Origin of the sequence: Streptomyces noursei ATCC 11455 (assembly GCF_001704275.1) — a bacterium.
Classification (GTDB): Bacteria; Actinomycetota; Actinomycetes; order Streptomycetales; family Streptomycetaceae; genus Streptomyces; species Streptomyces noursei.
This window is the reverse complement of the sequence record NZ_CP011533.1, coordinates 9,671,732-9,694,985: the sequence shown is the minus strand read 5'-3', so window position 1 is coordinate 9,694,985 and position 23,254 is coordinate 9,671,732. Positions and strand designations below refer to the sequence as shown.

Annotated in this window: 24 protein-coding genes and 3 pseudogenes; 12 read left to right on the top strand and 15 right to left on the bottom strand. The window is 67.0% G+C overall.

Annotation, left to right across the window (positions count from 1 at the left end):
• Nucleotides 1-38: 38 nt before the first annotated feature.
• From SNOUR_RS41485 to SNOUR_RS41470, 4 genes are all read right to left on the bottom strand, one after another.
• Nucleotides 39-728 carry a hypothetical protein gene (locus SNOUR_RS41485; protein WP_067342952.1) on the bottom strand — a complete coding sequence of 230 codons (690 nt, stop codon included), beginning with the start codon at nt 726-728 and terminating at the stop codon, nt 39-41.
• A complete protein-coding gene (locus SNOUR_RS41480) occupies nt 725-2,959 on the bottom strand; it encodes a hypothetical protein (RefSeq protein WP_312631462.1) in 2,235 nt (744 codons plus the stop codon). Before SNOUR_RS41480 ends, SNOUR_RS41485 begins: the two co-directional genes overlap by 4 nt.
• Nucleotides 2,959-3,615, bottom strand: coding sequence for a hypothetical protein (locus SNOUR_RS49030; protein WP_067342954.1), 657 nt, complete (start codon nt 3,613-3,615; stop codon nt 2,959-2,961). The genes SNOUR_RS41480 and SNOUR_RS49030 overlap by 1 nt, the downstream gene beginning before the upstream one ends.
• A gap of 361 nt (nt 3,616-3,976) precedes the next feature.
• Entirely contained in the window at nt 3,977-5,428 is a 1,452-nt protein-coding gene (locus SNOUR_RS41470; protein ID WP_067342956.1) for an NsdA family TPR-like regulatory protein, read from the bottom strand.
• A 238-nt stretch (nt 5,429-5,666) separates the two neighbouring features.
• Between SNOUR_RS41470 and SNOUR_RS46875 the strand changes: the two genes are divergently transcribed.
• The 5 genes from SNOUR_RS46875 (at nt 5,667) to SNOUR_RS41455 (ending at nt 10,060) form a co-directional block, all read left to right on the top strand.
• Nucleotides 5,667-5,822: a hypothetical protein gene (locus SNOUR_RS46875; protein WP_159425727.1), complete on the top strand. Its 156-nt coding sequence runs from the start codon at nt 5,667-5,669 to the stop codon at nt 5,820-5,822.
• A 327-nt stretch (nt 5,823-6,149) separates the two neighbouring features.
• Entirely contained in the window at nt 6,150-7,670 is a 1,521-nt protein-coding gene (locus SNOUR_RS41465; protein WP_312631464.1) for an asparagine synthase-related protein, read from the top strand.
• On the top strand, nt 7,664-7,960 hold the full coding sequence (locus SNOUR_RS41460; protein WP_159425728.1) for a hypothetical protein: 297 nt from the start codon (nt 7,664-7,666) through the stop codon (nt 7,958-7,960). The genes SNOUR_RS41465 and SNOUR_RS41460 overlap by 7 nt, the downstream gene beginning before the upstream one ends.
• 5 nt (nt 7,961-7,965) lie before the next feature.
• Nucleotides 7,966-8,385, top strand: a complete 420-nt coding sequence (locus tag SNOUR_RS44270) for a lasso peptide biosynthesis B2 protein (protein ID WP_079143291.1) — start codon at nt 7,966-7,968, stop codon at nt 8,383-8,385.
• Between the two features lie 220 nt (nt 8,386-8,605).
• A complete protein-coding gene (locus SNOUR_RS41455; protein ID WP_067342961.1) occupies nt 8,606-10,060 on the top strand; it encodes an ATP-binding cassette domain-containing protein in 1,455 nt (484 codons plus the stop codon).
• Here the strand turns inward: SNOUR_RS41455 and SNOUR_RS44265 are convergent.
• A pseudogene (locus tag SNOUR_RS44265) lies at nt 9,994-10,988 on the bottom strand (IS5 family transposase). The gene SNOUR_RS41455 and the pseudogene SNOUR_RS44265 sit on opposite strands and share 67 nt — an antisense overlap.
• Between SNOUR_RS44265 and SNOUR_RS44260 the strand changes: the two are divergent.
• Nucleotides 10,987-11,571 carry an ATP-binding cassette domain-containing protein gene (locus SNOUR_RS44260; protein WP_079141923.1) on the top strand — a complete coding sequence of 195 codons (585 nt, stop codon included), beginning with the start codon at nt 10,987-10,989 and terminating at the stop codon, nt 11,569-11,571. The pseudogene SNOUR_RS44265 and the gene SNOUR_RS44260 overlap by 2 nt on opposite strands.
• An 86-nt stretch (nt 11,572-11,657) precedes the next feature.
• Here SNOUR_RS44260 and SNOUR_RS41435 read toward each other — a convergent pair whose 3' ends face one another.
• On the bottom strand, nt 11,658-12,086 hold the full coding sequence (locus SNOUR_RS41435; RefSeq protein ID WP_067342967.1) for a JmjC domain-containing protein: 429 nt from the start codon (nt 12,084-12,086) through the stop codon (nt 11,658-11,660).
• Nucleotides 12,087-12,323: 237 nt separating this feature from the next.
• Between SNOUR_RS41435 and SNOUR_RS44255 the strand changes: the two genes are divergently transcribed.
• A protein-coding gene (locus SNOUR_RS44255) for an IS5 family transposase (protein ID WP_162494992.1) occupies nt 12,324-13,141 on the top strand; the annotation gives its coding sequence in 2 pieces (ribosomal slippage) (nt 12,324-12,675 and nt 12,675-13,141; 819 coding nt in all).
• A 5-nt stretch (nt 13,142-13,146) separates the two neighbouring features.
• On the opposite strand, the gene SNOUR_RS41420 is transcribed toward SNOUR_RS44255, so the two are convergent.
• The 8 genes and pseudogenes from SNOUR_RS41420 to SNOUR_RS41395 all read right to left on the bottom strand — a co-directional run bounded on the left by SNOUR_RS41420 (nt 13,147) and on the right by SNOUR_RS41395 (nt 18,168).
• Entirely contained in the window at nt 13,147-13,392 is a 246-nt protein-coding gene (locus tag SNOUR_RS41420; protein WP_067342968.1) for a hypothetical protein, read from the bottom strand.
• 144 nt (nt 13,393-13,536) lie between these two features.
• Entirely contained in the window at nt 13,537-14,460 is a 924-nt protein-coding gene (locus SNOUR_RS41415; protein WP_067342970.1) for an endonuclease/exonuclease/phosphatase family protein, read from the bottom strand.
• A 94-nt stretch (nt 14,461-14,554) separates the two neighbouring features.
• On the bottom strand, nt 14,555-14,812 hold the full coding sequence (locus SNOUR_RS49505) for a DUF5999 family protein (protein WP_376738574.1): 258 nt from the start codon (nt 14,810-14,812) through the stop codon (nt 14,555-14,557).
• Nucleotides 14,782-15,540 (bottom strand): annotated as a pseudogene (locus tag SNOUR_RS41410) (endonuclease/exonuclease/phosphatase family protein); the annotation flags it as partial. The pseudogene SNOUR_RS41410 and the gene SNOUR_RS49505, both read right to left, overlap by 31 nt.
• The gene (locus SNOUR_RS41405; protein ID WP_067357464.1) at nt 15,522-15,710 is read right to left on the bottom strand and encodes a DUF5999 family protein; all 189 of its coding nucleotides are present in this window, start codon (nt 15,708-15,710) and stop codon (nt 15,522-15,524) included. The gene SNOUR_RS41405 and the pseudogene SNOUR_RS41410, both read right to left, overlap by 19 nt.
• 518 nt (nt 15,711-16,228) lie before the next feature.
• The gene (locus tag SNOUR_RS41400) at nt 16,229-16,756 is read right to left on the bottom strand and encodes a class I SAM-dependent methyltransferase (RefSeq protein WP_067342974.1); all 528 of its coding nucleotides are present in this window, start codon (nt 16,754-16,756) and stop codon (nt 16,229-16,231) included.
• Nucleotides 16,757-16,843: 87 nt separating this feature from the next.
• The gene (locus SNOUR_RS49020; protein WP_312631471.1) at nt 16,844-16,972 is read right to left on the bottom strand and encodes a hypothetical protein; all 129 of its coding nucleotides are present in this window, start codon (nt 16,970-16,972) and stop codon (nt 16,844-16,846) included.
• A gap of 719 nt (nt 16,973-17,691) precedes the next feature.
• Nucleotides 17,692-18,168 carry a hypothetical protein gene (locus SNOUR_RS41395; RefSeq protein WP_159425729.1) on the bottom strand — a complete coding sequence of 159 codons (477 nt, stop codon included), beginning with the start codon at nt 18,166-18,168 and terminating at the stop codon, nt 17,692-17,694.
• Between the two features lie 123 nt (nt 18,169-18,291).
• On the opposite strand from SNOUR_RS41395, the gene SNOUR_RS41390 reads away from it, so the two are divergent.
• The 3 genes from SNOUR_RS41390 (at nt 18,292) to SNOUR_RS41380 (ending at nt 20,962) form a co-directional block, all read left to right on the top strand.
• Complete coding sequence (locus tag SNOUR_RS41390) at nt 18,292-19,137, top strand: helix-turn-helix domain-containing protein (protein WP_079141929.1); 846 nt, start codon at nt 18,292-18,294, stop codon at nt 19,135-19,137.
• Nucleotides 19,134-19,343: a DUF397 domain-containing protein gene (locus SNOUR_RS44250; protein WP_079141931.1), complete on the top strand. Its 210-nt coding sequence runs from the start codon at nt 19,134-19,136 to the stop codon at nt 19,341-19,343. Before SNOUR_RS41390 ends, SNOUR_RS44250 begins: the two co-directional genes overlap by 4 nt.
• A gap of 188 nt (nt 19,344-19,531) precedes the next feature.
• Nucleotides 19,532-20,962, top strand: a complete 1,431-nt coding sequence (locus SNOUR_RS41380) for a hypothetical protein (protein ID WP_159425730.1) — start codon at nt 19,532-19,534, stop codon at nt 20,960-20,962.
• Here SNOUR_RS41380 and SNOUR_RS44245 read toward each other — a convergent pair.
• A pseudogene (locus SNOUR_RS44245) lies at nt 20,896-21,890 on the bottom strand (IS5 family transposase). The gene SNOUR_RS41380 and the pseudogene SNOUR_RS44245 sit on opposite strands and share 67 nt — an antisense overlap.
• A gap of 139 nt (nt 21,891-22,029) precedes the next feature.
• Here SNOUR_RS44245 and SNOUR_RS41365 point away from each other — a divergent pair.
• Both SNOUR_RS41365 and SNOUR_RS41360 read left to right on the top strand, forming a co-directional pair.
• A complete protein-coding gene (locus SNOUR_RS41365) occupies nt 22,030-22,914 on the top strand; it encodes an IS982 family transposase (protein ID WP_067342910.1) in 885 nt (294 codons plus the stop codon).
• A complete protein-coding gene (locus SNOUR_RS41360; protein WP_067342978.1) occupies nt 22,904-23,254 on the top strand; it encodes a hypothetical protein in 351 nt (116 codons plus the stop codon). The genes SNOUR_RS41365 and SNOUR_RS41360 overlap by 11 nt, the downstream gene beginning before the upstream one ends.

Genomic DNA, 23,254 nt, shown 5'->3' with positions numbered 1-23,254 from the left:
ATCTGGTCTCCACGGGCTATCGAGCACACGGCTGAGGGCTATCTGCGGGGCAACCAGGTGCGCACTTCAAGGAACTGCAGGCGCGCCTGCGGGACCGCACGGCCCGTCTCGACCAACCACGCCTGCACCGCCGCGGTCACATCCCCATAATGATCGGCGACGCGCCGGGACCATTCCGCGGCGTCGAATCCACCAGTTTTCGCCGAGCCGTAGCTGCGTTCCTGGGTGCCGTCCGTGCGAGGCACCACGCCGCGCTTGAGGCCCGGGGAGTCATCCTCACTGCCGGGATGGTATACGTACTGGTCGCCTTCCATGCGGATGGTGAAGGCGAGACGGCCGCCGGCCCGTCCTGCTGCGTGTACCACCTTGGCCAGGTGGGCCGCTCCGTGGGCGATGGCCTGCTGGCCCGCCCGGCCCGCCGCTGATCTCCCTACCGTCCCGACGATGTCCTTGCCCCGCACCCGGGCCCTCGCGCCCGTGCTGGTCAGACGCCGCGTCACATGCTCCTGGGCAACGCGACGCAAGGCGTCACGGTCCCTCTCCCCCGCGCCTACTGCCCGTACGACGTGCTGCAGGGCGGGAATGAACGCGGCCCCTTTGCCTTTGGTGAAGAACTGGCTGACGAGGGAGGCGTCGCGGTCGAGGAGGTCGGCCACCTGTTTCCGGGTCAGTCCCGCGTCGATCAGTTGCTGGGTCAGGCGTGCGGCCTCGTTCTGACGGGGGCTCATGTTGCGCCTCCTGCTTGGGCGGTGCGCAGGGCTGCGCGGCCTTCACCTTGAAGTTTGAGGAGCTCGGCTTCCGTGGTGGGCCACGGGACGGGACCGATGAGGTGCCCCTTCTTTCGGTATTCGCCGGGCTTTCCGTGGTAGGGCCAGCGTGGGTCCATGGTGAGGGTGAGCGCGTCGGTACGTGCCGCCACCAGAGCATCCCGGGGCACGTACAGGGCCCCGACATGGACCTTGTCGCCCTTCATGTTCGTGTCGAGCAGGGCGTATCGTGCTCCGCCCCATACGTACATCGGCCACTCAGGGTGGGAGTTTCGCTCGTCGGTAGCTTCCGTTCGGCGCTGCCAGGTGATCACGCCGCGGTGTTCGCCGATGATCTCCACTCCGTCGGGCAGGTGCTCTCCGACCCTGGCGGTGCCGGTGACCATGCCGGGGCGTGAGGCGAAGCTGCCGATGCCTTGTAGCAGGATGGCTCGGACAGCGCGGGAGGCGAGGTAGGCGACAGCGCGTTCGCGCGGGTCACCGTGAAGGTCCGCGCGGCTCTTCAGTCCGGCCCAAGCCGCCTGTAGTTTCTTCGACCAGTCGTCGAGCGGCTTGCCTTCCTGCCACACAAGGCCGTCGAGGATTTCGATCTTCCACGGCTGGAGGTGGTTGGTCACCGCGCCATAGACCTCGGGGCCGCTGGCCCACGTCTCGAACACGGCGCCAGCGCCAGCCGGGTAGTGCCAATCCCGGTCCCCTGGCGCAGGGGCTGGGAGCAGCCCGATGTGGTCCCACCCTCTGGGGACGGTGGCTCGCACATGCCAGTGGGAGCAGGCAAACAACGCCTTCTTCTTGTCGCTGTCCGACAGAGCCCCGAACGCTGCACCGGTCATGCGTCGAGGTTCCCCGACCGGCGATTTCCAGGTGTGGCGGGCATAGGCGAAGGTGCGGTCGTATTCGACGAGTTCAGGGGCCTGGGTGAGCCCGGGCGGGGCGAACAGCTCGACTCGCCCTTGTCCTGCCGTGGCATGAATCAGGCCGCGCAGTTCCGGCGACATGACGGGGTACCCACCGGCCCATTGTCCGGTCGTGGGAACGGTGCGGGTCCACAGGTCACGTCCGGTCTGACCGGGCGATCCCATCAAGACGACTTCATCGGGCCAGTGTTCAGAAAGGGCGCGCCACAACGCCCGAAGGGCGTCTCGGCCCAGCGCCGGGTCGTCCTCTTCCTGATCCAGCCACTCTCGAAGGGAACGGATCTCGACGTGGTCGTTCGAGTCCGCCCGCATGAACCGCCCTACAGGGGTGCGGGCGCGCAGGAAATGCCCGGCCAGTCGGTCACGCCCCTGCCCGGTGTCGGTGGACCAGCGAGGCGAGGGGATGCTCAGCCACGCAAGGACGGCATCGGTAAGGGTGTTGTAGCGGTGCTCGTCACGGTGCCAGGGATTTCCTGCGGTGACGTAGATGCGCTGGGTGTCGGGCGCAACAGACAGGACCGCGTCGAGGATCGCTCCGGGCGACCGGTCCCCCAGGTCGAGCCGGACGTGCTTGTCGGCCCGGTTGACCCGTGCAACCAGGTCACCCGTGTTCGTGTTCAGAAAGACCATTTCACGGGTCTTTTGCTTGAACCGGCGCCGGGTGGACTTCAGCCCCGGCGCCAGCTCCAAGAACCGCGCCCCTTCCGGGCCTTCGGGAATCGAGGGCAGAACCCTTGCTGCTGCCTCTTGCTTCGACGGCTGCGCCGGGGCGGACACGACGGTGGTGGGGTCAGGGGCGTTCCGCTCGGCGACGTCGATGGCCTCGTGGGAGGCATGTGAAGAGAGCTCGGCTGAAGCATCACTTGGCTCAGCAGCAGGGGCCTGTGCAGAAGGGGCCTTGGACAGTGCGGATGTTGATTCACTGACCGTAGGCTGCTCGGCCACCTCGCGGACAGCCGTTGGCTGGGGAGCTTCCACCCCATCCCGTGCTTCCCGCACATCGGTGGGGGTGGTGTCCAGCCGCGGCGCGATCTGCGCCAATTCTGCGGGCCTTATGCCAGCTGCCTTGGCTACCGTCTCCCCGTTCGCCTTTCCGTAGCCCTCTATGTCGCAGACAATACGGTTGCGTTGCCTAGCCAGTTCATCACGCGCCACCGCAGCGGCATCGACTCTCTTTTGTGCAGCAGCCTCCTCCTTCTCCTTCGCTGCGATCTGCTTCCTCAGCTCGCGCAGTTCCTTCAGCTTCGCGGTATAGGTCGGGCCGTCCATGCTCATCAGGACAACTCTCCCTCGATGTCAGCAACGCTTGTGGCAGGTCGGGTTTTGACATAGGCGATCGGGCCACCGGACTCAGAGAACAGGCGTTTCCCCAGAAGCAGGCTGGCCAGGCGCTGTTCATCGGCGTGGTCGGGAGTCGACTTCACGGCGTTGACCGGTGCGGTCAGGTCGGTGAGGTAGCCGGACAGACGCGCATGTGGGAACCAGTGGCGCGCGCTGCGGGCAGCGCCCTGCGAGACGGAATCCTCCAGCCCCGTGAGCACCGCAACGGTGTAGGTAGCCACGGTGACCACCAGAATCTTGGCGTCCGCCACGCGTTGAGGATTGCAGCGCCACCAGCCCTGCAAGGCGGCCAGGAGTTCCTCTTCTGTCAACGTCACGCCGAAGCCGACCCATCTCCTGTTGTCTTCCTCAACGGGAGTTGCCGCGTCAGCCCTCAAGACGGCCACCTCGCCCGCTGGAACCCCTGAGAGGTCTGCGTCGGGCAGCCGCTGCAGCGCCTGAAGGGCGTCATCCGGGATCACCTGGCCGTACCCTCCCCCCTCGAACCACCCCTTCCGCACACCCGGCACCAGCCCCGTCGCGAGGAGCTTATTGACGGTGGGAATCGAGAAGCCCAGAGCCTGCCCCACCTGCCTCGTGGTGACAGTCATCCAACCCTCCTACGCCTTTTAAGTATGCTTAAAACGCATCCAGGATACACGTCGCAGATGGTTGACGCCAATGCCTTTTAAGCATACTTAAAAGGCATTGGCGTCTCGTCCATCCCACCGCTCGTCCAAGCCGACGCCCACCATCTGTGACCAGGTTCGGCGCCCTCGGGTAACTGTGGCGGAGTCGCCGATCACAGCGCGTGCGGTGCGCCGGCCCGCTACCGACCGCGCGGAATCACGCCTGAGACGGCGCCGCCAATTCCCGACAGGAGAGGGAGGGGCGGCATGCGCCTCGTCGCCATCGTCGAAGGCGACCTGAAGCTGTGTGGAATCGTTACGGCCCCGGCGGTGGGCGCCGGGGCTACGCCCGGTGAGGCTGGGGTTTCGAGGGTGATGAGACCGCGTGCTGAATCTGCTCTCGGAGGTCGGCCGCCTCATGGGTTGCGACGAAGGGCTCTGCCTCGTCATGGAGTTCGATCAGCCTATCGGCGACTCGCGTGGAGGTGACAGCACCGAAAAGCTCTACGGCTGCGGCGGTCTCTTCTCGCGCTCCCGCCAGCTCGCCCACTACGAGGTGAGTGCGCGCCAGCCCCAGCCGGTCGAAGGCCATGCTTCGCACGCGATTGTCCGGTCGAAGGTCAAGGGCTTCGGTCAAGAGCCTCACGGACTTCTCCGCGCGCTGGGCCCGGCGCGCGGTGGTGTCGCTCTTGGCGGCGATCTGGTGGGCAACACCGAGGGTGGCACACAGCTCGGCACGATCGAAGAACGCCATGTGTGGCGGTTCCTCTGCTGGGTTGATCCGGGTGAATGCCTCCTCGGCACGGCCGGCGGCGCGTTCGCTCTCATCGCTGAAGCCGAGCAGGGCGTGGAAGCGCGCTTCCAGCGCGGCGAGCATGGAGATGGTGGATGGGCTCGCCTGGCGTCGGGCGCCGTACTGGGCGAGGTGGACCAGGTCCACGGCGTCCTCGATGTGGCCTAGGTGCGACATCTGGCGGGCCATGCACTGGAGGATGTGCGCTCCGAGGGCCGAATCCCGGCCCTCGGAGGCGGCATGCAAGGCCGTGATGAACAGTTGTTGGGCGCTGGTGTGAAGGCCGGAGTCGAACGCCATCCAACCAGCAACCGATCCGAGGTCTGCGACGGCCGCGAAGAGGTGGCGTCCGACGCTTTCGGTGTAGGCGCATGCGTCCAGCATGGCGGTGGCGTCGGCCATCTGGGCGACGACCGCTTTTCGGGACAGCATCCCGCCGAGGCGGTTGTCGGAGTCGCGGAACATGCGGGTGAGCTCTTGGAGGCCCTCGACCTCCGTCATGCCGATATGGCGACCGGAGGTTTCGGTGTAGGGCTGGCCTGTGACGGTGCCCTTCGCGGAGGTCCAGAGGGCGAGGGGGGTGAGCAGGTCTTCGCCGTGGTGAATGCGCGCGGCGTCCTCGCCGTTGCGGGTGTGCGGCAGCATGAGTTCGCTCCGGGTCAGGTGTGCGATGGCCTCGACCGTTCCAGCCGCGTTCCAGGGGAGGTCCGGGCGGTCAACTCGGATCACTCTGATGCTGGGAAAACCAAGGTCAGGGCCGGTGAGAGGATGGCCAACGCGCTCGGCGAGGACGCTGGCGATCAGCTCGGGCAGGGGCTCGCGCGGCGTCTCGCCAGCTAACCAGCGGCGTACGCGGCTCTCGTCCGGGCTTACCTGCCGGTGGCCGCGAGCGCGGGCGAGCTGTGCAACGGCACGGGCGAGCCCGACGTTGGACAAGCCAGACCTGACGAGCCAGTGAGCCAGCAGCGCGTTGGGCTGCCGGTTGAGGGCGGGACGTCCCATGAGGTGGCGCCTCCAAAGAGCTGGACTCCCAGCGTAGGCAGAGGCGTTCAGCTGCGGAACGGTCTGGAGTTTTTCGCCGTAATTCGCCGAGGCACACGCCGATACGGCGCCGAGGCAAGCGCCGCCCGACGCCGGTGTCCGCCGAGTTCCTGGCCCGTTCCCCCTGTGGTGATCTGGTCATGCCACAGCGGACAGGCCGCCGTGGAGCACCACCCGTCGAACCTTCTCGGAGGTAGCCATGAGCGTGACCACTGACGTCCCCACCACTGTCGAGGAGACCCCGGCGCTGGCCCTGACTTTCGACCTTCCCACGACCCAGTCGGGCGAGGCCGCGATCCTCGGGCGCCAGCCGAACAACGACGGCGACAACTCCGGCGCCATGTTCTTCGAGTGATCACCAGCACCTGACCGCTGCTGGTTGAACCTGGGGGCCGGGTACACCGGCCCCCAGGGTCTTGAGAAGGGGAGGAGAGGCATGCACGGGGAATGGATGACTGGCTGCGGGCATAGGGAGCATGCGTGGGCCGGCGAGCGGCAGATTGACGGTATGCCCGGGGTCGCAGTAGCCCGGGGGTGCCGAGTTGAGGTGCTGGCAGGATGGGGGGCTCGTGTGGCTCTGGTCGGGGACGTCTGTCTGTCCGACGACGACAGGCCGGTCCTGGTCGAGGCTGCCTCTGCGGGCCGGTGGAGCGACCTCACGCGGTGCCCGGGGTCGTATTGGGTGATCGCGGAGAACAGCAGAAACCGGTTCGTCTGTGGTGATCTTTCCGGGCTCCGGTCCATCTTCTACACCGAGCAGGGCGGACACACCCTCTGGTCGACCAGTGCCCGCGGGCTGGCCGAGCGCCGCCGCGCCCCGCTGAACCTGGCGTTGACTGCGGCGCACTTCACGGTGGGCGCGGAACATTGGCTGGACCGCACACTGTATGACGGGGTGTTCGCCGTTCCGGGTGGCTTCGGTCTGCTGTTGGGGGGAGAGCGCCCACAGCTGATCGACGTGACAGGCATAGCGCCGGACCTCACGCTCTCCGAAGGGGCCAGCGCATTCGGCCAGGCTCTGCAGACAGCTGTGCATCGGCGGATGAGCAGCGCCGATGGACTCGCCAGCGCCGACGTCTCCGGCGGCTTGGACTCCACCGCCCTGGCAATCACGGCCTCCGCGGTCGGAGAGGTCCGCGCCGTCACCTATGCCGATGCCTACACCAGCGCCGAGGATCTCTTCTTCGCTCGGCGGGCGGCTGTGCACATGGGGGTCAAGCTCCACGTGGGGCGAGGTGGTGTGGAGCAACTGCCGTTCGCGTGGACATCGTCCCAACCCATCCCCGACCAGCCCGCCGCGGCCAGCCTGACCATGGCGCAGAGGCATCTCTACCTGGAGCCGGCGGCGAACCTCGGAGGCATCCATTTCACGGGTGATGGCGGTGACGTGGTCCTCGACTCGTGCTCGGCTGTCTGGGTCGGGATGGTGCAGTCCGGCGAGCGAAGGGCCGCGCATCGGGAAGTGACCAACTGGGCTCGCGCCCGTAACCGTTCTCCCCGAGATCTGTGGCGGGCTGTTACCCGAGCCGCCGGCTCCGGGTACGGCGGTGCGCTGGAGGAGGCGGCTCGTCAGATGGAGACGGGTGGCGTCGAGGGCAAACGACCGGGCGTGTGGTCGTGGTGCCACGTGGGGCAGTCCAGCGGGTGGTTGACTGCGGCCGGGCGCGATCAGGTCGCTGCGTTGCTCCGCGAGGCGGCGAAAGTTGCCACGTCGTTGAGAGCGGACCTCACGGAGCAGCAGTCGTCCCTCCGTTTGGTCGGCGCGGACGTCCGCAATACGGCGCCGCTGGCGGCGGCGTGGGGGGTGCGGCCGGTTTATCCGTACCTGGACAACGAGGTGGTGCGCGCGGCGTTCGCGATCGCACCTGCGGAACGGCACGGTGTCACGGCCTTCAAGCCCCTGCTGGGTGTGGCGTTGCCGCAGCTGCCGTCGTGGCTAACCAGCCGGACGAGCAAGGGCTCGTTCAGTCGCCAGCTGATCGCCGGGATGGTCCATCACCGAGCACGGCTGGCACACCTGTTCCGCGACAGTGTCCTGACGACGAGCGGTCTGCTCGATCCGGAGCCCGCGATCACCGCGCTGGCTGGTGTGGAAGGCGTGCGCTCCGACGCCCTGTACGACCTTCAGCGCCTGGCGATGGTCTGTCAGTGGCTCGCTGCGAACGGCCGTCACGACGGCCAGCTCTTGGAGGCCGCATGCTGATCCCCGCCCCTCAGGTCTATTGGCGCCGCTGTGCCGGTGGAGGGACTGCCGTGCTCGACCTGGGTTCCTGGCAGTGCCACATGTTCCACGGGAACGGCGCCCGTGTGTGGGACGCGATCACTTTGCGGGGAGATCTCTCCGGCCTCGCCGAGGAGATCGCCATCCCCGCCGGAGCGGATGTCGCCAGCGTGCGCGAGTCGATCGACGCGTACACGGAAAGCCTGTGCGCCATGGGCCTGCTGGTTGATCCTGCGGTGCCTCGTCGGCGCCGGTGGTGGTGGTTTCGGTGACCGAGATGGTCCACGCGCCGGCCGCCCCGCCGTGGCGGCGACGGATTCCGGCGACCCTCGCCGTGCTCGCCGCGCTGTCGGTCAAGATCCTGCCTTCGCGTTGGAGAGGCCGCGCCCGGATCCACCTCGCGCGCTGCTGCAGCTGGCTGCCGGCTGCCTCCCCCCAGCATGTCCGCGGCCTTTACGACGCCGTCGTTGCCTGCCAGCCAGCATGGTGGCCTGGGCAGATCGACTGCAAGGAGCGGGCGCTGGCCACTGTGCTGGCAACAGCCCTGACGGGCCGACGATGCCACCTGGTGATGGGGGCCCGTTGTCTGCCAGATGCCTTCCACGCCTGGGTTGCAGCTGCTGACGGCACGCAGATCGGCGTCGAAGAGGGCGGCGGCTCCGATCATCCGTGGGAACCGGTCTACACCTCCCCCTGACTGCCGGGGCGGGGGCGGACTTGAGTCATCCCACCCCCGCCACCGGATCACCCGATCGAGTGATCCGATGGTTGCGCGATTGACCCTCTCTGGGCGTGACCAGCACGAACACGCTCCAGGTCGAGGAATGGCGTTGAACGTCTGCCGCAGCTACGCGCCAATGGGACGCGTGACTTCACCGCCCACGGCGGATCCGCCTGCAACACCGGGTCCGCCCCCCATGATGCAGCTCCAAGACGACACGCACGCAGCCGCGAAGACGTGCGTCAGCACCCGGGCCATTGCCGCTCGGCTCCCGGCGACGCTGCGCCGCGCCTGGCACCTGAGTTGGCAGGCCGATCGACGCACCGTGCTGGTGCTCGTCGCCTGCACCCTCGCCTACGCCGTCCTCACCGCCGTTGCGCTGCGATCCACGGCCGCCTTGTTGGAGGCCCTGCTCGCTCCGGGAGAAGCCGCTGATCGGCTCCGCCATGCCCTACCTGCTATCGCGCTCGTCGCTGGCACAGCCTGCGCGAGCTATCTGGCGGATGGCGGCGCCCGTCTGTCGGCCCGCCGCCTGGCCCCGCAGGTCAACCGGGACGCCGACCTCGCCGTCATCACCGCCTGCACCGACGCCGAACTCGGTGCCTACGAAAACCCCGAATTCGACGACGCACGGTTCGCCGCCACCCAGGGCGCGGAGAAGACCCCCGAACTGATCAGCGGCGCCCAGAACCTCATCTCCGCCTGCGCCCAGCTCATCGCCGCAGTGATCGTCGTCAGCACCCTCAACGTCCTGCTGCTCATGTTGCTGCTCCTGGCAGTCGTCCCCCGAGTTTGGGGGGCCGTTCGCGCCGCCCGGCTCGACCACGACGCCGCTCATCGCAGTCTGGCCGACAGCCGCCTGCGCCGGGTCTTGGCGCAGTACACCACCGACCGTGGGACTGCGGCGGAGATCCGCTCAGGCACCATGGGAACCTTCCTCCTTACGCAGTACCGCATCATCTCCGGCCGCCTGGAGAGCGAACAGATGACGGCGGCCCGACAGGCCGCGCTCACGCAGGGCATGGGAGATTTGCTGTCCACCGTCGCGCTGGCTGTCGTATGGTCCGGCATCGTCTTCCTCATGCTTACCGGTCACATGGCCGTGGCCGCCGCAGGCACCACCGTCCTGGTGATTCGCACGGCCAGTGGAGCCCTGACCAGCACCGTCCGCGCAGCGGCCCGCCTGTTCGCCACCAGCCTCTACATCGCAGACTGGGCTAGGTTCCTCGACGGCGCGCACGCCTGGGCAATGCGCCGCGGCACCACGCCTGCCCCGCTCGTGGGGCCTGAGACGATCAGCGCCCGCGGCCTCACCTTCACCTATCCCGGGAAGACCGAGGCTGCTGTCACCGACGTCAACCTGGATATCCGTCGTGGCGAGGTCATCGCCCTCGTCGGAGAGAACGGTTCAGGTAAGACCACCCTTGCCAAGTTGCTGACCGGGCTCTATCTCCCCCGCGCCGGCACGGTCACCTGGGACGGTCACGATGTAGCCGACCTTCGCCCCGACACCTTGTGGCGCACGACAGGGGTGGTCCCGCAGGACTACACACGTTGGCCTCTAGGGACTGTATTGAGTCGTGATCATGTGGTTCGGATGAGGTCCTTGATCCAGATCATGGAGGCGCGAAGGTGGAGTCCGGCTTGGTAGCTCTCGGGGGTCTTGTCGTAGCGGGTGGCGATGCCACGCCAGGCTTTCAGCTTGTTGATCAGGCGCTCAACCGTGTTCCTCACCTTGTAGAGCTCGGCGTCGTGGCTGAGGGGCCGGCCGCCTCGGCGGCCCTTCTTCTTCCGGTTGGCAGCCTGGTCCTTCTTCTCTGGTATGACCGCCTTGATCTGGCGTTTGCGCAGGTAGGCGCGGTTGCCACGGGAGGAGTACGCCTTGTCGCCGGCGACCGCGTCGGGGCGGGTGCGGGGACGCCCGATGGGGCCGCGGACCCGGATCTTCTTCAGCACGGGGATGAACTGAGGGCTGTCGGCGGCCTGTCCGGCGGTCAGGATGATCGCGAGTGGGCGGCACTGGCGGTCGGCGGCGAGGTGGACCTTGCTGGTCTGTCCGCCCCGCGAGCGCCCCAGCAGGGCGGCCTTCAGCCGGACTCGGTGCCGGCGTCGAAGGCGTCTTCGCTCCTCGCGGACGGGATCGCCGTCCTGTCCGCCTTGTCCTTCCGGGCTGCCCCCTTTTGCCGGGCCTTCTCCTCCTCGGCGGCGGCTTTCTCCAGGGCGGTCAGGACTTCGTCATCCAGGTGCATCCCGGCGGCGTCGTGGTGGGCGCGAGTGGTGGTGGAGTCCACGCTGACCAGGGACAAGTCCACCTCGTCCCGCTTGGCAGCCTCGGCGATCAGGCCCTCCAGCAGGGTCTCGAAGACGCCGGCGTCCCGCCACTGGCGAAAACGGTTGTGGACGGTGGACCAGGCTCCGAACTTCTGCGGCATCTCCCTCCATTGCCCGCCCGACCTGAACTTCCAGATCACGCCCTCGAACTGCTGCCGCAGCCGTTCGGGATACGGGCCGTACCTGCCTATCGGTAGGTACGGCCCGATGAACTCCCACTCTTCATCAGTCAGTTGCACCCGCGTCATGAAAGACGATCTACCAGGACGTGCCACGCGACGCAGGCCGATTCCGCAGATTGATCACGACCCGATACAGGCCCTAGCCGCCCGGGAGAACATCACTCTCGGACAACCCCAGGTCGGCGGTGACCAGACCGTGAGGCGTGCCGCTGAACTGGCCGGAGCAGACTCTGTCATCGACGGCCTCCCTCAGGGCCTCGACACCTCCTTGGCCCGCTCCTGGTGGGGTGGACACGACCTCTCCGGCGGCCAGTGGCAGCGCATCGCCATCGCGCGCGCTTTTCATCGCGATGCTCCGGTCCTCGTCCTGGACGAACCCACCGCCGCGCTGGACGCTCGTGCCGAGCACAAGGTCTTCAGCCGGCTTACTCGACTGGCCGCGGGGCGCACCGTGCTCTTCGTGACCCACCGGCTCGCCAACACACGCCTCGCCGACCGCATCCTGGTCCTGAAAGACGGACACGTTGTCGAGAGTGGCTCGTACGAGCAACTGCTCACGGGTGGCGGCCTTTTCGAGGAGCTCCACCGACTGCAAGAGGCTCCGGACAGGCCATCTGCTCACAGCGTCGCAGCGCCCGCGGGCACGTGAACGGAGATAGACCTGCGGCCCGCTTCGTCAAATGCAGCGTGGGGAGAAGGCGAAGCCCTCTCCCCACATCCCGCCGAACTCCCACCTCACCTGCGGGCAGCCGGCGGTTCCACTGGCTGATTCGTGACCGCGAACGCCAGGTGCAGCGAACGCTCTGGCGTATCGACGTCATGGGGGACGCCTCGGGGTAGGACTAGCACGTCACCGACCCGGGTGACCATCTCCGTCGGACCGTCTTCCGAGGCCGTCCACACGCGCCACCTCTTCGCCCCCTCCAACTGCACGATGACCCCGTCCCAGTCGTCGTAGTGACGGCCCAGGGAGCTGTACCCGGCCTGCGAGGCATACGCAGCACAGGTAACGCGCCGCCCCAACGCCAACTCGATGGACCGCGAGGCGAGACGGATCCAGTCGACATGAACGTGCAGGTTCTCGTAGGACCGGGTCCGAGGGAGAGCCACAGCAGCGTCGTCTGCCGAGACGCGCTGAAAGACCGCGCCGTCGATCAGGGTCACCGGGACCCTTCCGACGGGCAGTTCCAAGGAAGAGAGCCACGATGCACTGAACGCATCACGCACATGACACGTGGACGGTTGCGAACACACCAGCGGCACAGCGACCGTGTTGAGCCGTATCCTGAAGGCGAAGGCTGCTGCGGACAAGGCAGTTACTGTCATCGTTTCGGCCTTAAGAGGTCCTAACAGAAGTGGTTGATCATGTGACTGTTGGTCTATCCGGTCGTTGGTCTGGTCGTGGGGAAACGTCAGTCGCGGCCGTGGATCGTGTCGGATGAACTGTGGGCCCTGATCGAGCCGTTGCTGCCCAAGCCGGGGCCGAAGCTGGTCGAGGGGCGGCCGAGGGTGCCGGACCGGCAGGCGTTGTGCGGGATCCTTTTCGTGCTGCACACCGGCATCCAGTGGGAGTTCCTGCCGCAGGAGCTGGGCTTCGGTTCGGGTATGACCTGCTGGCGGCGGCTGGCCGCGTGGAACGAGGCCGGGGTGTGGGATCAGCTGCATGTGCTGCTGTTGAAGAAGCTGCGGTCGGCGAAGAAGCTGGACTGGTCGCGGGCGGTGATCGACTCCTCCCATGTGCGGGCGGCCCGCAGGGGCCCAAAAGCGGTCCCAGCCCGGTCGATCGCGCACGGCCGGGCAGTAAGCACCACGTCGTCACCGATGCCCAGGGCATCCCGCTCGCGGTGTCGCTGACTGGCGGCAACCGCAACGACGTCACCCAGCTCCTGCCCCTGCTCGACAAGATCCCCGCCGTCGCCGGGGTTGTCGGCCGGCCCCGGCACCGGCCCGACGCGCTGTTCGCCGACCGCGGCTACGACCACGACAAGTACCGGCGCCTGCTGTGGCAGCGCGGAATCCGTCCCGTGATCGCGAGACGAGGCGAGCCACACGGCTCCGGCCTGGGCATCTTCCGGTATGTCGTCGAACGAACGATCGCCTGGCTGCACGGCTTCCGTCGCCTGCGCATCCGGTGGGAGCGACGGGACGACATCCATGAAGCCTTCCTCGGGCTCGCCACATGTCTCATCACCTACAGACATGTCCGACGCCTTTGTTAGGACCTCTAAGAGCCCATGAGGTGCCGAAGACGGTCGTCCTTGTCCGGAAGAGGGTAGTACTTGCTGAGCTGTGGGTCACCTGGTGTTGCTTGAAGAGCGGCGTCGAGCGCCAACTCTTCGGCCAGACGCAGCTCGTGCGGGGAGAGCCAGTTCCCGAGGACCTGCTTGACCGGGTGCTGCTGCAGCAGCTGAGTGGCCTGAAGGAGCAACTCCGGTTCCTGCTCGGTCGGCTTGGTCATGGTCTGTTCCACAATGATCTCCATGGTGGTTGAGAGAGGGAGAGAGTTTGGCCGCTGCTGACATCCCTGTGCAGGCGGCGGCCGGCGGGCGTGGGCTTCTGCCCATTGCTGGCTCCACGCCCAGTTCTTGGTCCGCGATATCGCGGTAGGCGACCGTCAGGCGGCCACGGGTTCGCTGTGGCTTAGCGCACGTCGAAGGCCGCTGAGGCTGAACGTCGCCACGACCGGACGGTGGTTGGACGCCTCACGGATATCGTCGTCGACGACGACTTCCAGACTGACCAGGGCTGCGGCCACCTGCGGGGTGGCGTAGATCCGATCAATGCGTTGCATGCTCCCCTGGTCGGTTCGCCAGAGCGAGGAGGTCGGTGTGAGGGCACTGGATTGCCCCAGGCCAGTAGCGGCGTAGTGCCCCAGTTCAGCGAAGATTGGGTGGCCCGTCTTCCCGCCGGCGAGGACACGGTCCGGCTGCGTGTCGGAGACCCGCTCGCCGAGCCAGTCCACGGTGCGGTGCTCGTAGTGCGTCCGGTCAGCGACCTGGTCCCAGTTCGGTAGGGACGCGGCCTCCTCCTGGTTGTGGGGGTAGGAGTTGCAGTCGCCCCCGATGATCGCCGCCATGCCCGGCTTACCCAGAGTGGTCAGCCGACGTGCCTCTTTCAGCCGCTGGTCGGGATCGAAGCTGCACATGTGGAAAGAAGCGAGGCTCAACTTCTTCGGTGCGCCCTTGAGCCGCACGACGGGGTTGCAGATCGGGTGCCACATCGCCGTCCTGTGCTCGAAGTACGCGGTCGGCTCGAACAGGTTCGGGTCGACGTAGACCCCGGTGGGGTTGGCGGACTCAGGGGTCGCGGCGGCGAGGAACGGGAAGTGCCCGCCAAGGCGTGCCGCCTCTGACCAGACAGCGTGTCCCCCGTACATGGAGGCTCGGGTCAGCTCCTGGCGCAACAAGATATGTGGGCGTAGGTCGGCCAGAACATCCATCGCCAAGTGCCACCGATGGTCAGAGCCGTCGCTGTTTATGCCGTTGTGCTCCACGTTCCACGAAACAACACGTATCTCATCATTGTTGGTTGTACTCAACAGTGCCCCCTTGGGGTTGTGCGGTCGGGTGATACCTGGGGCAGGCGGAATGGCCCGCCTGCGGTCGGGGAACAGTGAGGCCCGGCTGCCGCGTTCACGCCGCGGCGGATACCAGCGAGCCGGGGCGGTGTGGAGCAATGACCTGCCCGTCCGGCAGTAGTTCACCGGCGTCCTCGACGAGGAGCAGGACGCCGTTGCACAGCAGAGCCCTTCTCTGCACCTTCATCACCGTCCCATCTCCACGTCGATCACCGCGGGCAGGTGATCCGAGACTTTGCGAGCCTGGGGTGTGTCGTGGGTGTAATACGACTTCACCGACAAGTCGTTTACGAGGGCGTAGTCCAAGCTCCAGGGCACGGGCTCGGTTTCGTAGTAGTAGCCGACGGTTGCTGTCCTGTGCTCGCCGGTAAGCGCCTGCGGGTCCTCCCAGCCGGATCTGAGAAGTACCTGGAGGGCCCGGCGGTCCGCACCGCCGAACTCCCCGTTTCCCAAGACGAGGCGGTACCGCGAGTGCATGTTCGCGGGGATGAGAGACCAGCTCGCTGGCTCACGATCGGGCACGTTCAAGTCCCCCAGCAGCATCGCGCGGGGTGGTGCACCGGGGAACTTCCCGCCGTAGTCGGTCATCCAGCGTGCCTCGCGCAGGCGTGTATCGCCGTCCGTGTAGCTGAGGTGGGTGGCGAGGACGAGAAAGTCGCGCTGGTCGTCGTGCTCTTCGACGGGGCGAAGCCGGGCTCGGATCAGAGCGTGATGGAATACGTCCCTCCCCAAGATCGCCCTGCCCATGAGCCGCAGCTTGGACGGCCGGTACAACAAAGCGGTGTGATTCTGGACGGGGGGCGTGCCCAGCCGGGAACGGACCATGGCCACGGGCTGGAGGCCCAAGGTGTGCGCCATCCACCACAGGCGTCCCTCGTTGTCCTCGTCCCACCGGTTGCACTCCGGCAGGCACACGATGTCGGCATCGATCTCGGAGAGGATTTCCGCCTGACGACCGAGGCGCGTCTCGTCGGCGCCGTCCAGTCCGCCGAGAAACAGGTTCCACGTCACTGCCCGCAGGTTCACGCCGCCTCCGCCCATCGGCGCGGTTCGATGGTCTGCCCATTGGGCAGCAGCTCACCGGTGTCGTCGAAGAGCACGACGCCGTTGCACAACAGGCACCAGCCCTGCTCCGGGTGGTACGCCGCCAGTTGGGCGGCTTCCCGGTCGGTGGAGTCAGCTGACGGGCATGGCGGTTGGTGCGTACACATGGGATCCCCTACGGGGTAGATGCCGAGAATGATGAGGGCCACTGCCGGGGCCGCCGCCTTCGTCAACGGGGGTGTCGGCCGGAGGTGCGGCGCCGACCCTGAGGGCGCCGCACCTGCCCTTCCTCCCGTGGACCGTTGTGCAGGGCCCGGCCCTATAGGAAGGAACACAACGGCACAGTGTTCAGGAGTAGGTACGGCCGCAATTTGGGCAATAGGCGGTACCTCCGGTGCGCTCAAGCTGTGCACCGCATGCCTGACAAACGTCCATCATTCACTTCCCTTGGGTTTTCCGAGGTTGATCGGCAAGGACCCCCTCGGTGGCGAGTAGAACCCGGCGCGAGGTAGGTCCGCCGGGGGCTGTGGGCGGCCTTCCGGCCGCGGGTAGGACGTTGCCCCTCATGCCTGCAATGCGGGGTGTGCTTTCTCGATGGCGCCAGCCAGCTCGGCGGCGGCCAACGATGAGGCAACGCCGAGGACGACGTCTGGGGCTGGCCCGAGGGGTCTCGCTTGCAGGGAGATCAGTGAGCGACGGGGCGCAGGATGATCCAGGCCACACCGCTGTGGTCCTGGCGCCTGACCTGCCATCCCTCGCAGAGCACGTCGATCTCGTGGGGAGTCATTTGGCCGGTTTGAAGAGGGTGTTCGCTGATGGGGACAACCAGGTAGACATGACCGCCGGGAGCGAGCCATAGGTCACGCACCTGGCGCAGCCAGTGGACGGGTTTCGAGAGGAAGGGGACCAGCGTGCGAGCAACGACTAGATCAACGCCATGACGGGGCAGCCCAGGAGGCACACCGGCCTCCAGGTCAGCGTCCAGATACCTCAGCTGGGGTCCGTACCCTTCGGCGCGGGCCACGTCCAGGGAACACGAGGAGTGGTCGATCGCCGTGACGTTGTATCCAAGGCGGCGAAGGCGCCGGCTGAAGTGGCCGAGCCCACAGCCGGCATCGACGGCGACCCGACCGTAGTGGCCCGAGGTGGCCGCTACAAGGAAGCGCATCTCGTCCGCGCCGATCTCGTAGGGGACATACCCTAGGCGCGCCATGGCGTCCCAGAGGACCGGTGAGACCGGACGTCCCTGAAGTGTGCCTGCTGACGGCTCGTCCCTGTGCACCGCTGACCTTTCGTCGTGTTACTGCGAGAACCCGTACGCCGCCGCCAGCTCGACCTGCTGGGGTTGCGGCAGGCCGAGCTGGCGGGGCTGGGCACCGGGGATGGTGGTGCCCGGTCTGGTGCCTCCCGGTGACCGGTGTCTGATCACCGAGCGATCGGGAGGGGCTGGAGAGGGGGCCGGCCACCGCATCCTCAACAGCGGCGGCCGGGAACCCTCCGCTAGACCAGGGCGGAAGGTTCGCTCGCGCGATAGCTCACCGGGTGGAGAGCCTCCGCTCGGCCCGCGAGCCCCAGCGGTCAGCCTGCTGCCGCGCAGGGTGACCGGTCTCAAGGCGCCGCTAGCGGCGGATCGAGAGGTATACGTCAATCAGCCAGGCGGCCACGGCTCCGACCACCAGGAGGGCACCAACGGCCTGCCAAGGAGGAATACCCTCGCGATCAAGGACCTGGAGGGGGTGTCGGAACGCCCTTCGCAGACGCGGAAATTGCGCATCGTTGAGCAACATGACTTCTCCAAGAAGCTTTCAGCAAAGAACAGTTCGTTCAAGCGTTGCCTGGGCGGTACCGCCCCCGCACGACGCGGTCTCCACCACCATCGGCGATTCGACGACGCGTTCATGCGAAGGGCGAGGATCCTCCCGACCCTTAGTCTTCGCACGGCATTCCCAGCCGCGATCAGTTCGTCGAGCCACCCTGTTGCTCTGACCCGATCCCCTTCGGCCATGCCGACGGCAAGACTCCGCAGGTCCTGACGGATCCAGGTGACGGCACGGCCGGGGTACGAGACAAGACAGCTCTCGCCTACCGCCATGCAGTCGCTGTCAGGGCGGAGACAGGCCCTGTAGCACCGGTATCTCGACAGCGAACTCACGGCGGCCCTCCAGGCCAATCCGTCAGGCGACACACCAGCTTGAACAGGGCATCGGGATCGACGTACTGCTGAACCGCCGTCGGGTGCGACTCCCAACGCACGGGCACCGTCGCCCACCCCCGAAGAGCGGGCACCGCCACGTACTCGCGCCACTGCACCCCGTGGGCAAACACGCCCGGCGGCCAATGAAACGACTCGGCCGTGCCCGGCGGAACGATGAAGAGCACGTCCTGCCCCGACGACGCGACCCGCACGAGGATCGGGCCCGCGTTCCCCTTGGCAGCCGCTATCAGCTCCTCAGAGACCTGCGCGCCCCTGTCACCTGGGATGCGCACGACATCGATCGCAATGCCGGTTCCATGCGATCGATGCCCGGCCTGCGGCACCCACGTAGGCCGGTAGGGGAACTTGCTCGCCGACGTCAACTCGGCTGCTGACGCCAGCTCTTCAGGGAACGACGATTCGCTGGACATGGATGAAGCCTCGCCTGACCGCGGTAGCGTTGGCACCGTCCACGACCGTCCAAACCTGCGACTGACAAGGCGAGTTGTTCCGATGGACGGCCATGGACAGTCAAGGAAGGTAGGCATGGATCCATGCGAGAAGACACCAATCCCAGCGATGACGAGGCGCTGGACGACGACGTTCCCCTCACCAGGAAGATCCTCGCACTTCAGCAACTTAGGCTGAGGAAACTGAGGGGCCTGACGCAGGAAGAACTGGCGGATCTAGCGAAGTATTCCGTCACCCAGGTCCGAGGCGTCGAAAGGGGAAGGCGCAAGGCCACCCGCAGCTATATCGAAGCCATCGACGCGGCACTCAACGCAGAGGGGCTGCTTATCGCCACAGCGCAGGACCTGATCGACAAGTCCAAATTCCCAGAATGGTTTGAGGAGTTCGCCCAGACAGAGAGGGCCGCCCGTCGGCTCTACAGCTACTCCGCCCACGCCATCGATGGGCTCTTGCAGACCAAAGAGCACGCCCACGCGGTGACGAGCGCCTACGTGCCAACGCTTGACGACGACCGGGTGGAAGAACTGGTAGTCGCTCGACTCGAACGACAAGCACTGCTGACCAGGAAGCCACAACCGACGCTCGGGTTTGTACTGGAACAGGTAGTCCTCGAACGTCCCATCGGGGGGCGCGACGTGCATCAACGCCAACTTGAGCACCTCATCCGATGCGCAGAGATGCGCAACGTCTCAATACAGGTACTTGAGACCAACATGGTCACGCACGTCGGCCTCGACGGGCCGATGACACTCCTGGAGACACCAGAGGGCCAGACACTTGGGTACGTTGAGGTACAAGGCGTGAGTCAGATCATCGCTGCACCTGTGTGGGTCGGCGACCTGGAACAACGGTATGGGATCATCCGATCGCAGGCACTGAGTCCTGAGAGGTCCCTCGGCTTCATCAAGGAACTGGTAGGAGCACTATGACAACCGATACCGCCACACCCGGAAGGGCCCTGGTGTGGCACAAGTCCAGCTACAGCGGCAATGCAGGCGGCCAGTGCGTCGAGGTCGCCACGGCCTGCAGCGTGATCCACGTCCGCGACTCGAAATCCCCTAACGGCCCTCGAATTACGACTTCGGGCCCGAGTTGGGCCAACTTCCTCGAATACGCCGCAAGCCGCTCAGTGTGACGCAGCTGTGGCCCCCCAGCCAGACGAATTGGCTGGGGGCCCACGCTTTCAGAGTATCTGCTGCGATGGTTCAGACGATGCCGACTCGGCCGTGCGGCGGTCGTCAACTGGCGCCGCCGTCACAGCGGTCTCGACGCCACCGGCGGCACTGAGGAGAGCCCTACCTTCCCCCGCGCGACCGCCGAGCGGTGGCTGCGCGCCCGCGGCAAGCTCCCCCGGACCACTCCGACCGAGCCCGCCACCCTGGTCTTCGAGGGCGGACAGACGATCACCGCGTACGCCCCACTCCCGTACCCGACCAGAGCCCCGCCCCCTTCCTCCACGGCCTGGACACCTCCCCCGAAGACGTCCACGTCGCCTGGCGCGCCGACCTCCCCTTCGCCGATGGGCAACCGGACTTCGCGCAGTGGGCGGCCCGCATGGACCAGGTACCGCCGCACCCAGGCGAGACCGTCGCTCTCCCGGCAGCGCACCTGCGCCGGTTCCTCACGCGTCCCATCGACGACGACGAGCTCAGCGACCTCGAAGCCACCCACCCCACCCCACCGGCCACCACCGGCGGTGGCAAGCGTGCGCGGACCAAGGCCCACGTGATGGCGCCGGTGCTGCGCTTCGACGAGGCCGACAGCACCTGGCAACCCGCCCTGGCGCCGGGAGACATCCGGCCCGGCGACACCGGGGTGCTGCCCAGCACCTACAGCGGACACGACCGTTTCGGCTTCACCGGCGCACCCGGCCAGCCCGTCCCCGACCTCTGGGACTTCCCACCCGGAACCGAAACCGCACCCACCCGGCTCGACGCCGCCACCCTCGCCCTGCTTACCGACACCGGGGCGGACAGCGCGGCGCTGGAGCAAGTCCTGGCCGGCGCCACGGCACGGCTACGGGCCGGCGATGGCGACGATCCGCCCAGCGTGGTCGTCCGCGAACTCCTGGACACCCTCACCACCACGTTCCTCTCCCCCGCAGCGTCAGCGGTTGGTGCGGCTGCCTCAGAAGCCCTCCCCTGCTCGGGTTCCGATCTGCTACGGCAGCGGCTGGCTCAGCTGCGCGCCGTACCCCGGTGGGACCTGGCAGCGGCCGGCCGTTCCACCACCGCCGGCCACGTCATCTGCGACCCCGATGACACGGCCCGTCTGCTGCTGATCCCCGCCCGCCGGGATCCGGGCCAACTGGAGCGGACCGCTGGCGTCGGGGACGACAGCGCCGACGCCAGCTCTCTGACCCGGCCCGTGCCCCTGCCCCAACACGGCAAGGCCGTCGCAGACCGCGCCGCCGACCTCGCCCACCGTCTCCGCCTGCCCCATGAACTGGCCGCCGCGATCGAAACCGCCGCACATGCCCACGACTGCGGCAAGGAGCATCCGCGGTTCCAGTGCATGCTGTGTGCGGGCGATCGCCTCATGGCGGAGACTCTGCCCGAACCGCTGGCCAAATCGGGGATGGACCCCGCCGACCGCGCCGGCCGACGCAAAGCCGCCCGCCTGGCCTCCTGGCCCACCGAACTGCGGCACGAGGCCCTCAGCGCGCTAGGGACTGTATTGAGTCGTGATCATGTGGTTCGGATGAGGTCCTTGATCCAGATCATGGAGGCGCGAAGGTGGAGTCCGGCTTGGTAGCTCTCAGGGGTCTTGTCGTAGCGGGTGGCGATGCCACGCCAGGCTTTCAGCTTGTTGATCAGGCGCTCAACCGTGTTCCTCACCTTGTAGAGCTCGGCGTCGTGGCTGAGGGGCCGGCCGCCTCGGCGGCCCTTCTTCTTCCGGTTGGCAGCCTGGTCCTTCTTCTCTGGTATGACCGCCTTGATCTGGCGTTTGCGCAGGTAGGCGCGGTTGCCACGGGAGGAGTACGCCTTGTCGCCGGCGACCGCGTCGGGGCGGGTGCGGGGACGCCCGATGGGGCCGCGGACCCGGATCTTCTTCAGCACGGGGATGAACTGAGGGCTGTCGGCGGCCTGTCCGGCGGTCAGGATGATCGCGAGTGGGCGGCACTGGCGGTCGGCGGCGAGGTGGACCTTGCTGGTCTGTCCGCCCCGCGAGCGCCCCAGCAGGGCGGCCTTCAGCCGGACTCGGTGCCGGCGTCGAAGGCGTCTTCGCTCCTCGCGGACGGGATCGCCGTCCTGTCCGCCTTGTCCTTCCGGGCTGCCCCCTTTTGCCGGGCCTTCTCCTCCTCGGCGGCGGCTTTCTCCAGGGCGGTCAGGACTTCGTCATCCAGGTGCATCCCGGCGGCGTCGTGGTGGGCGCGAGTGGTGGTGGAGTCCACGCTGACCAGGGACAAGTCCACCTCGTCCCGCTTGGCAGCCTCGGCGATCAGGCCCTCCAGCAGGGTCTCGAAGACGCCGGCGTCCCGCCACTGGCGAAAACGGTTGTGGACGGTGGACCAGGCTCCGAACTTCTGCGGCATCTCCCTCCATTGCCCGCCCGACCTGAACTTCCAGATCACGCCCTCGAACTGCTGCCGCAGCCGTTCGGGATACGGGCCGTACCTGCCTATCGGTAGGTACGGCCCGATGAACTCCCACTCTTCATCAGTCAGTTGCACCCGCGTCATGAAAGACGATCTACCAGGACGTGCCACGCGACGCAGGCCGATTCCGCAGATTGATCACGACCCGATACAGGCCCTAGATGAATGAGTCCGATGTTTGTGCTGGCCGCGACCATGGCGAAGGGCGCCCGTTGGCTCGTGTGTGACGACAAACCTGGACGCCCTTCTGGCGGCACTGTACGTGTTCATCGACGACCATGTGGCCCCGCGTCGCCGGATCGGGCGACCCCCGAAACTGACAGACGCCGAACTGCTGTGCCTGGCCGTCGCCCAGGTCCTGCTGGGCTTTCCCTCAGCCAGGCACTGGATCCGCTTCGTACACGCCCGCCTGGGACACCTCTTTCGCTATCTACCCCAACAGTCCGCCTACAACAAGCGCCTCAACGCAGCCGGCCCGCTGATCAGCCGCGTGATCGAGACCTTGGCCAGGCAGGTTCCCACGTGGAACGACAACCTGCGGTTGATCGATTCCACACCTGTGCCCTGCGCGGCCTCCCGCGAGACAGTCAAACGCTCCGACCTGGCCGGGCACGCCGGATACGGCTACTGCCCAAGCCATTCCCGCTTCTTCTGGGGATTCCGGCTCTACCTGCTGACCACCGCCGAGGGCATGCCGGTGTCCTGGTGCCTGGCCAACCCCAAACTCGGTGAACGTCAGGTGATGACCGCGCTGCTGGAACGCGACCACCACCTCATCCGCTCCGGTCAAGTGATCCTCGCGGACAAGGGCTTCGCCGGGCGGGAGTTCGAGGCGTTCCTCGAAGAGTGCCTGGGCGTCCATCTGGTGCGGCCGGACATGAAGAACGAGCCTGTCCGACATGGACGCCTGGCCCACGTCCGCCAGTGGATCGAGGCGGTATTCGACACCCTCAAAGGCCAGCTCAGCCTGGAACAACACGGAGGCCGAACACTCGCCGGTGTCTTCGCCCGCACCGGTCAACGACTCCTCGCCCTGGCCACGGTGATCTGGCACAACTGGACCACCAACGCCCCAGCCAAACGATCACTGATCGCGTATGACCACTGAAGACATCGGACTCATTCATCTAGCCGTCGCCGCCTGGCTGACCACCAATCCCCCGCACACCGACGGCCAGGACGAAGAACTGCTGGTGCATCTCGTTGCCTCCCACCACGGCCACGCCCGCCCCCTCCTGCCCCCGGTCCCCGACCCAGATCCGGTCGAGGTGACCTGCACAATGCCGGACCAGCAGCAGGTCACGATCAGCAGCGCAGCGATGGGTGTGGACTGGGACGGCCCCGATCGGTTCGCCGCTCTCAACCGCCGCTACGGGCCCTGGGGCCTGGCCCTGCTCGAAGCGACCGTCCGCCTGGCCGACATGGCCTGCTCGGAAGAAGGCACCTGA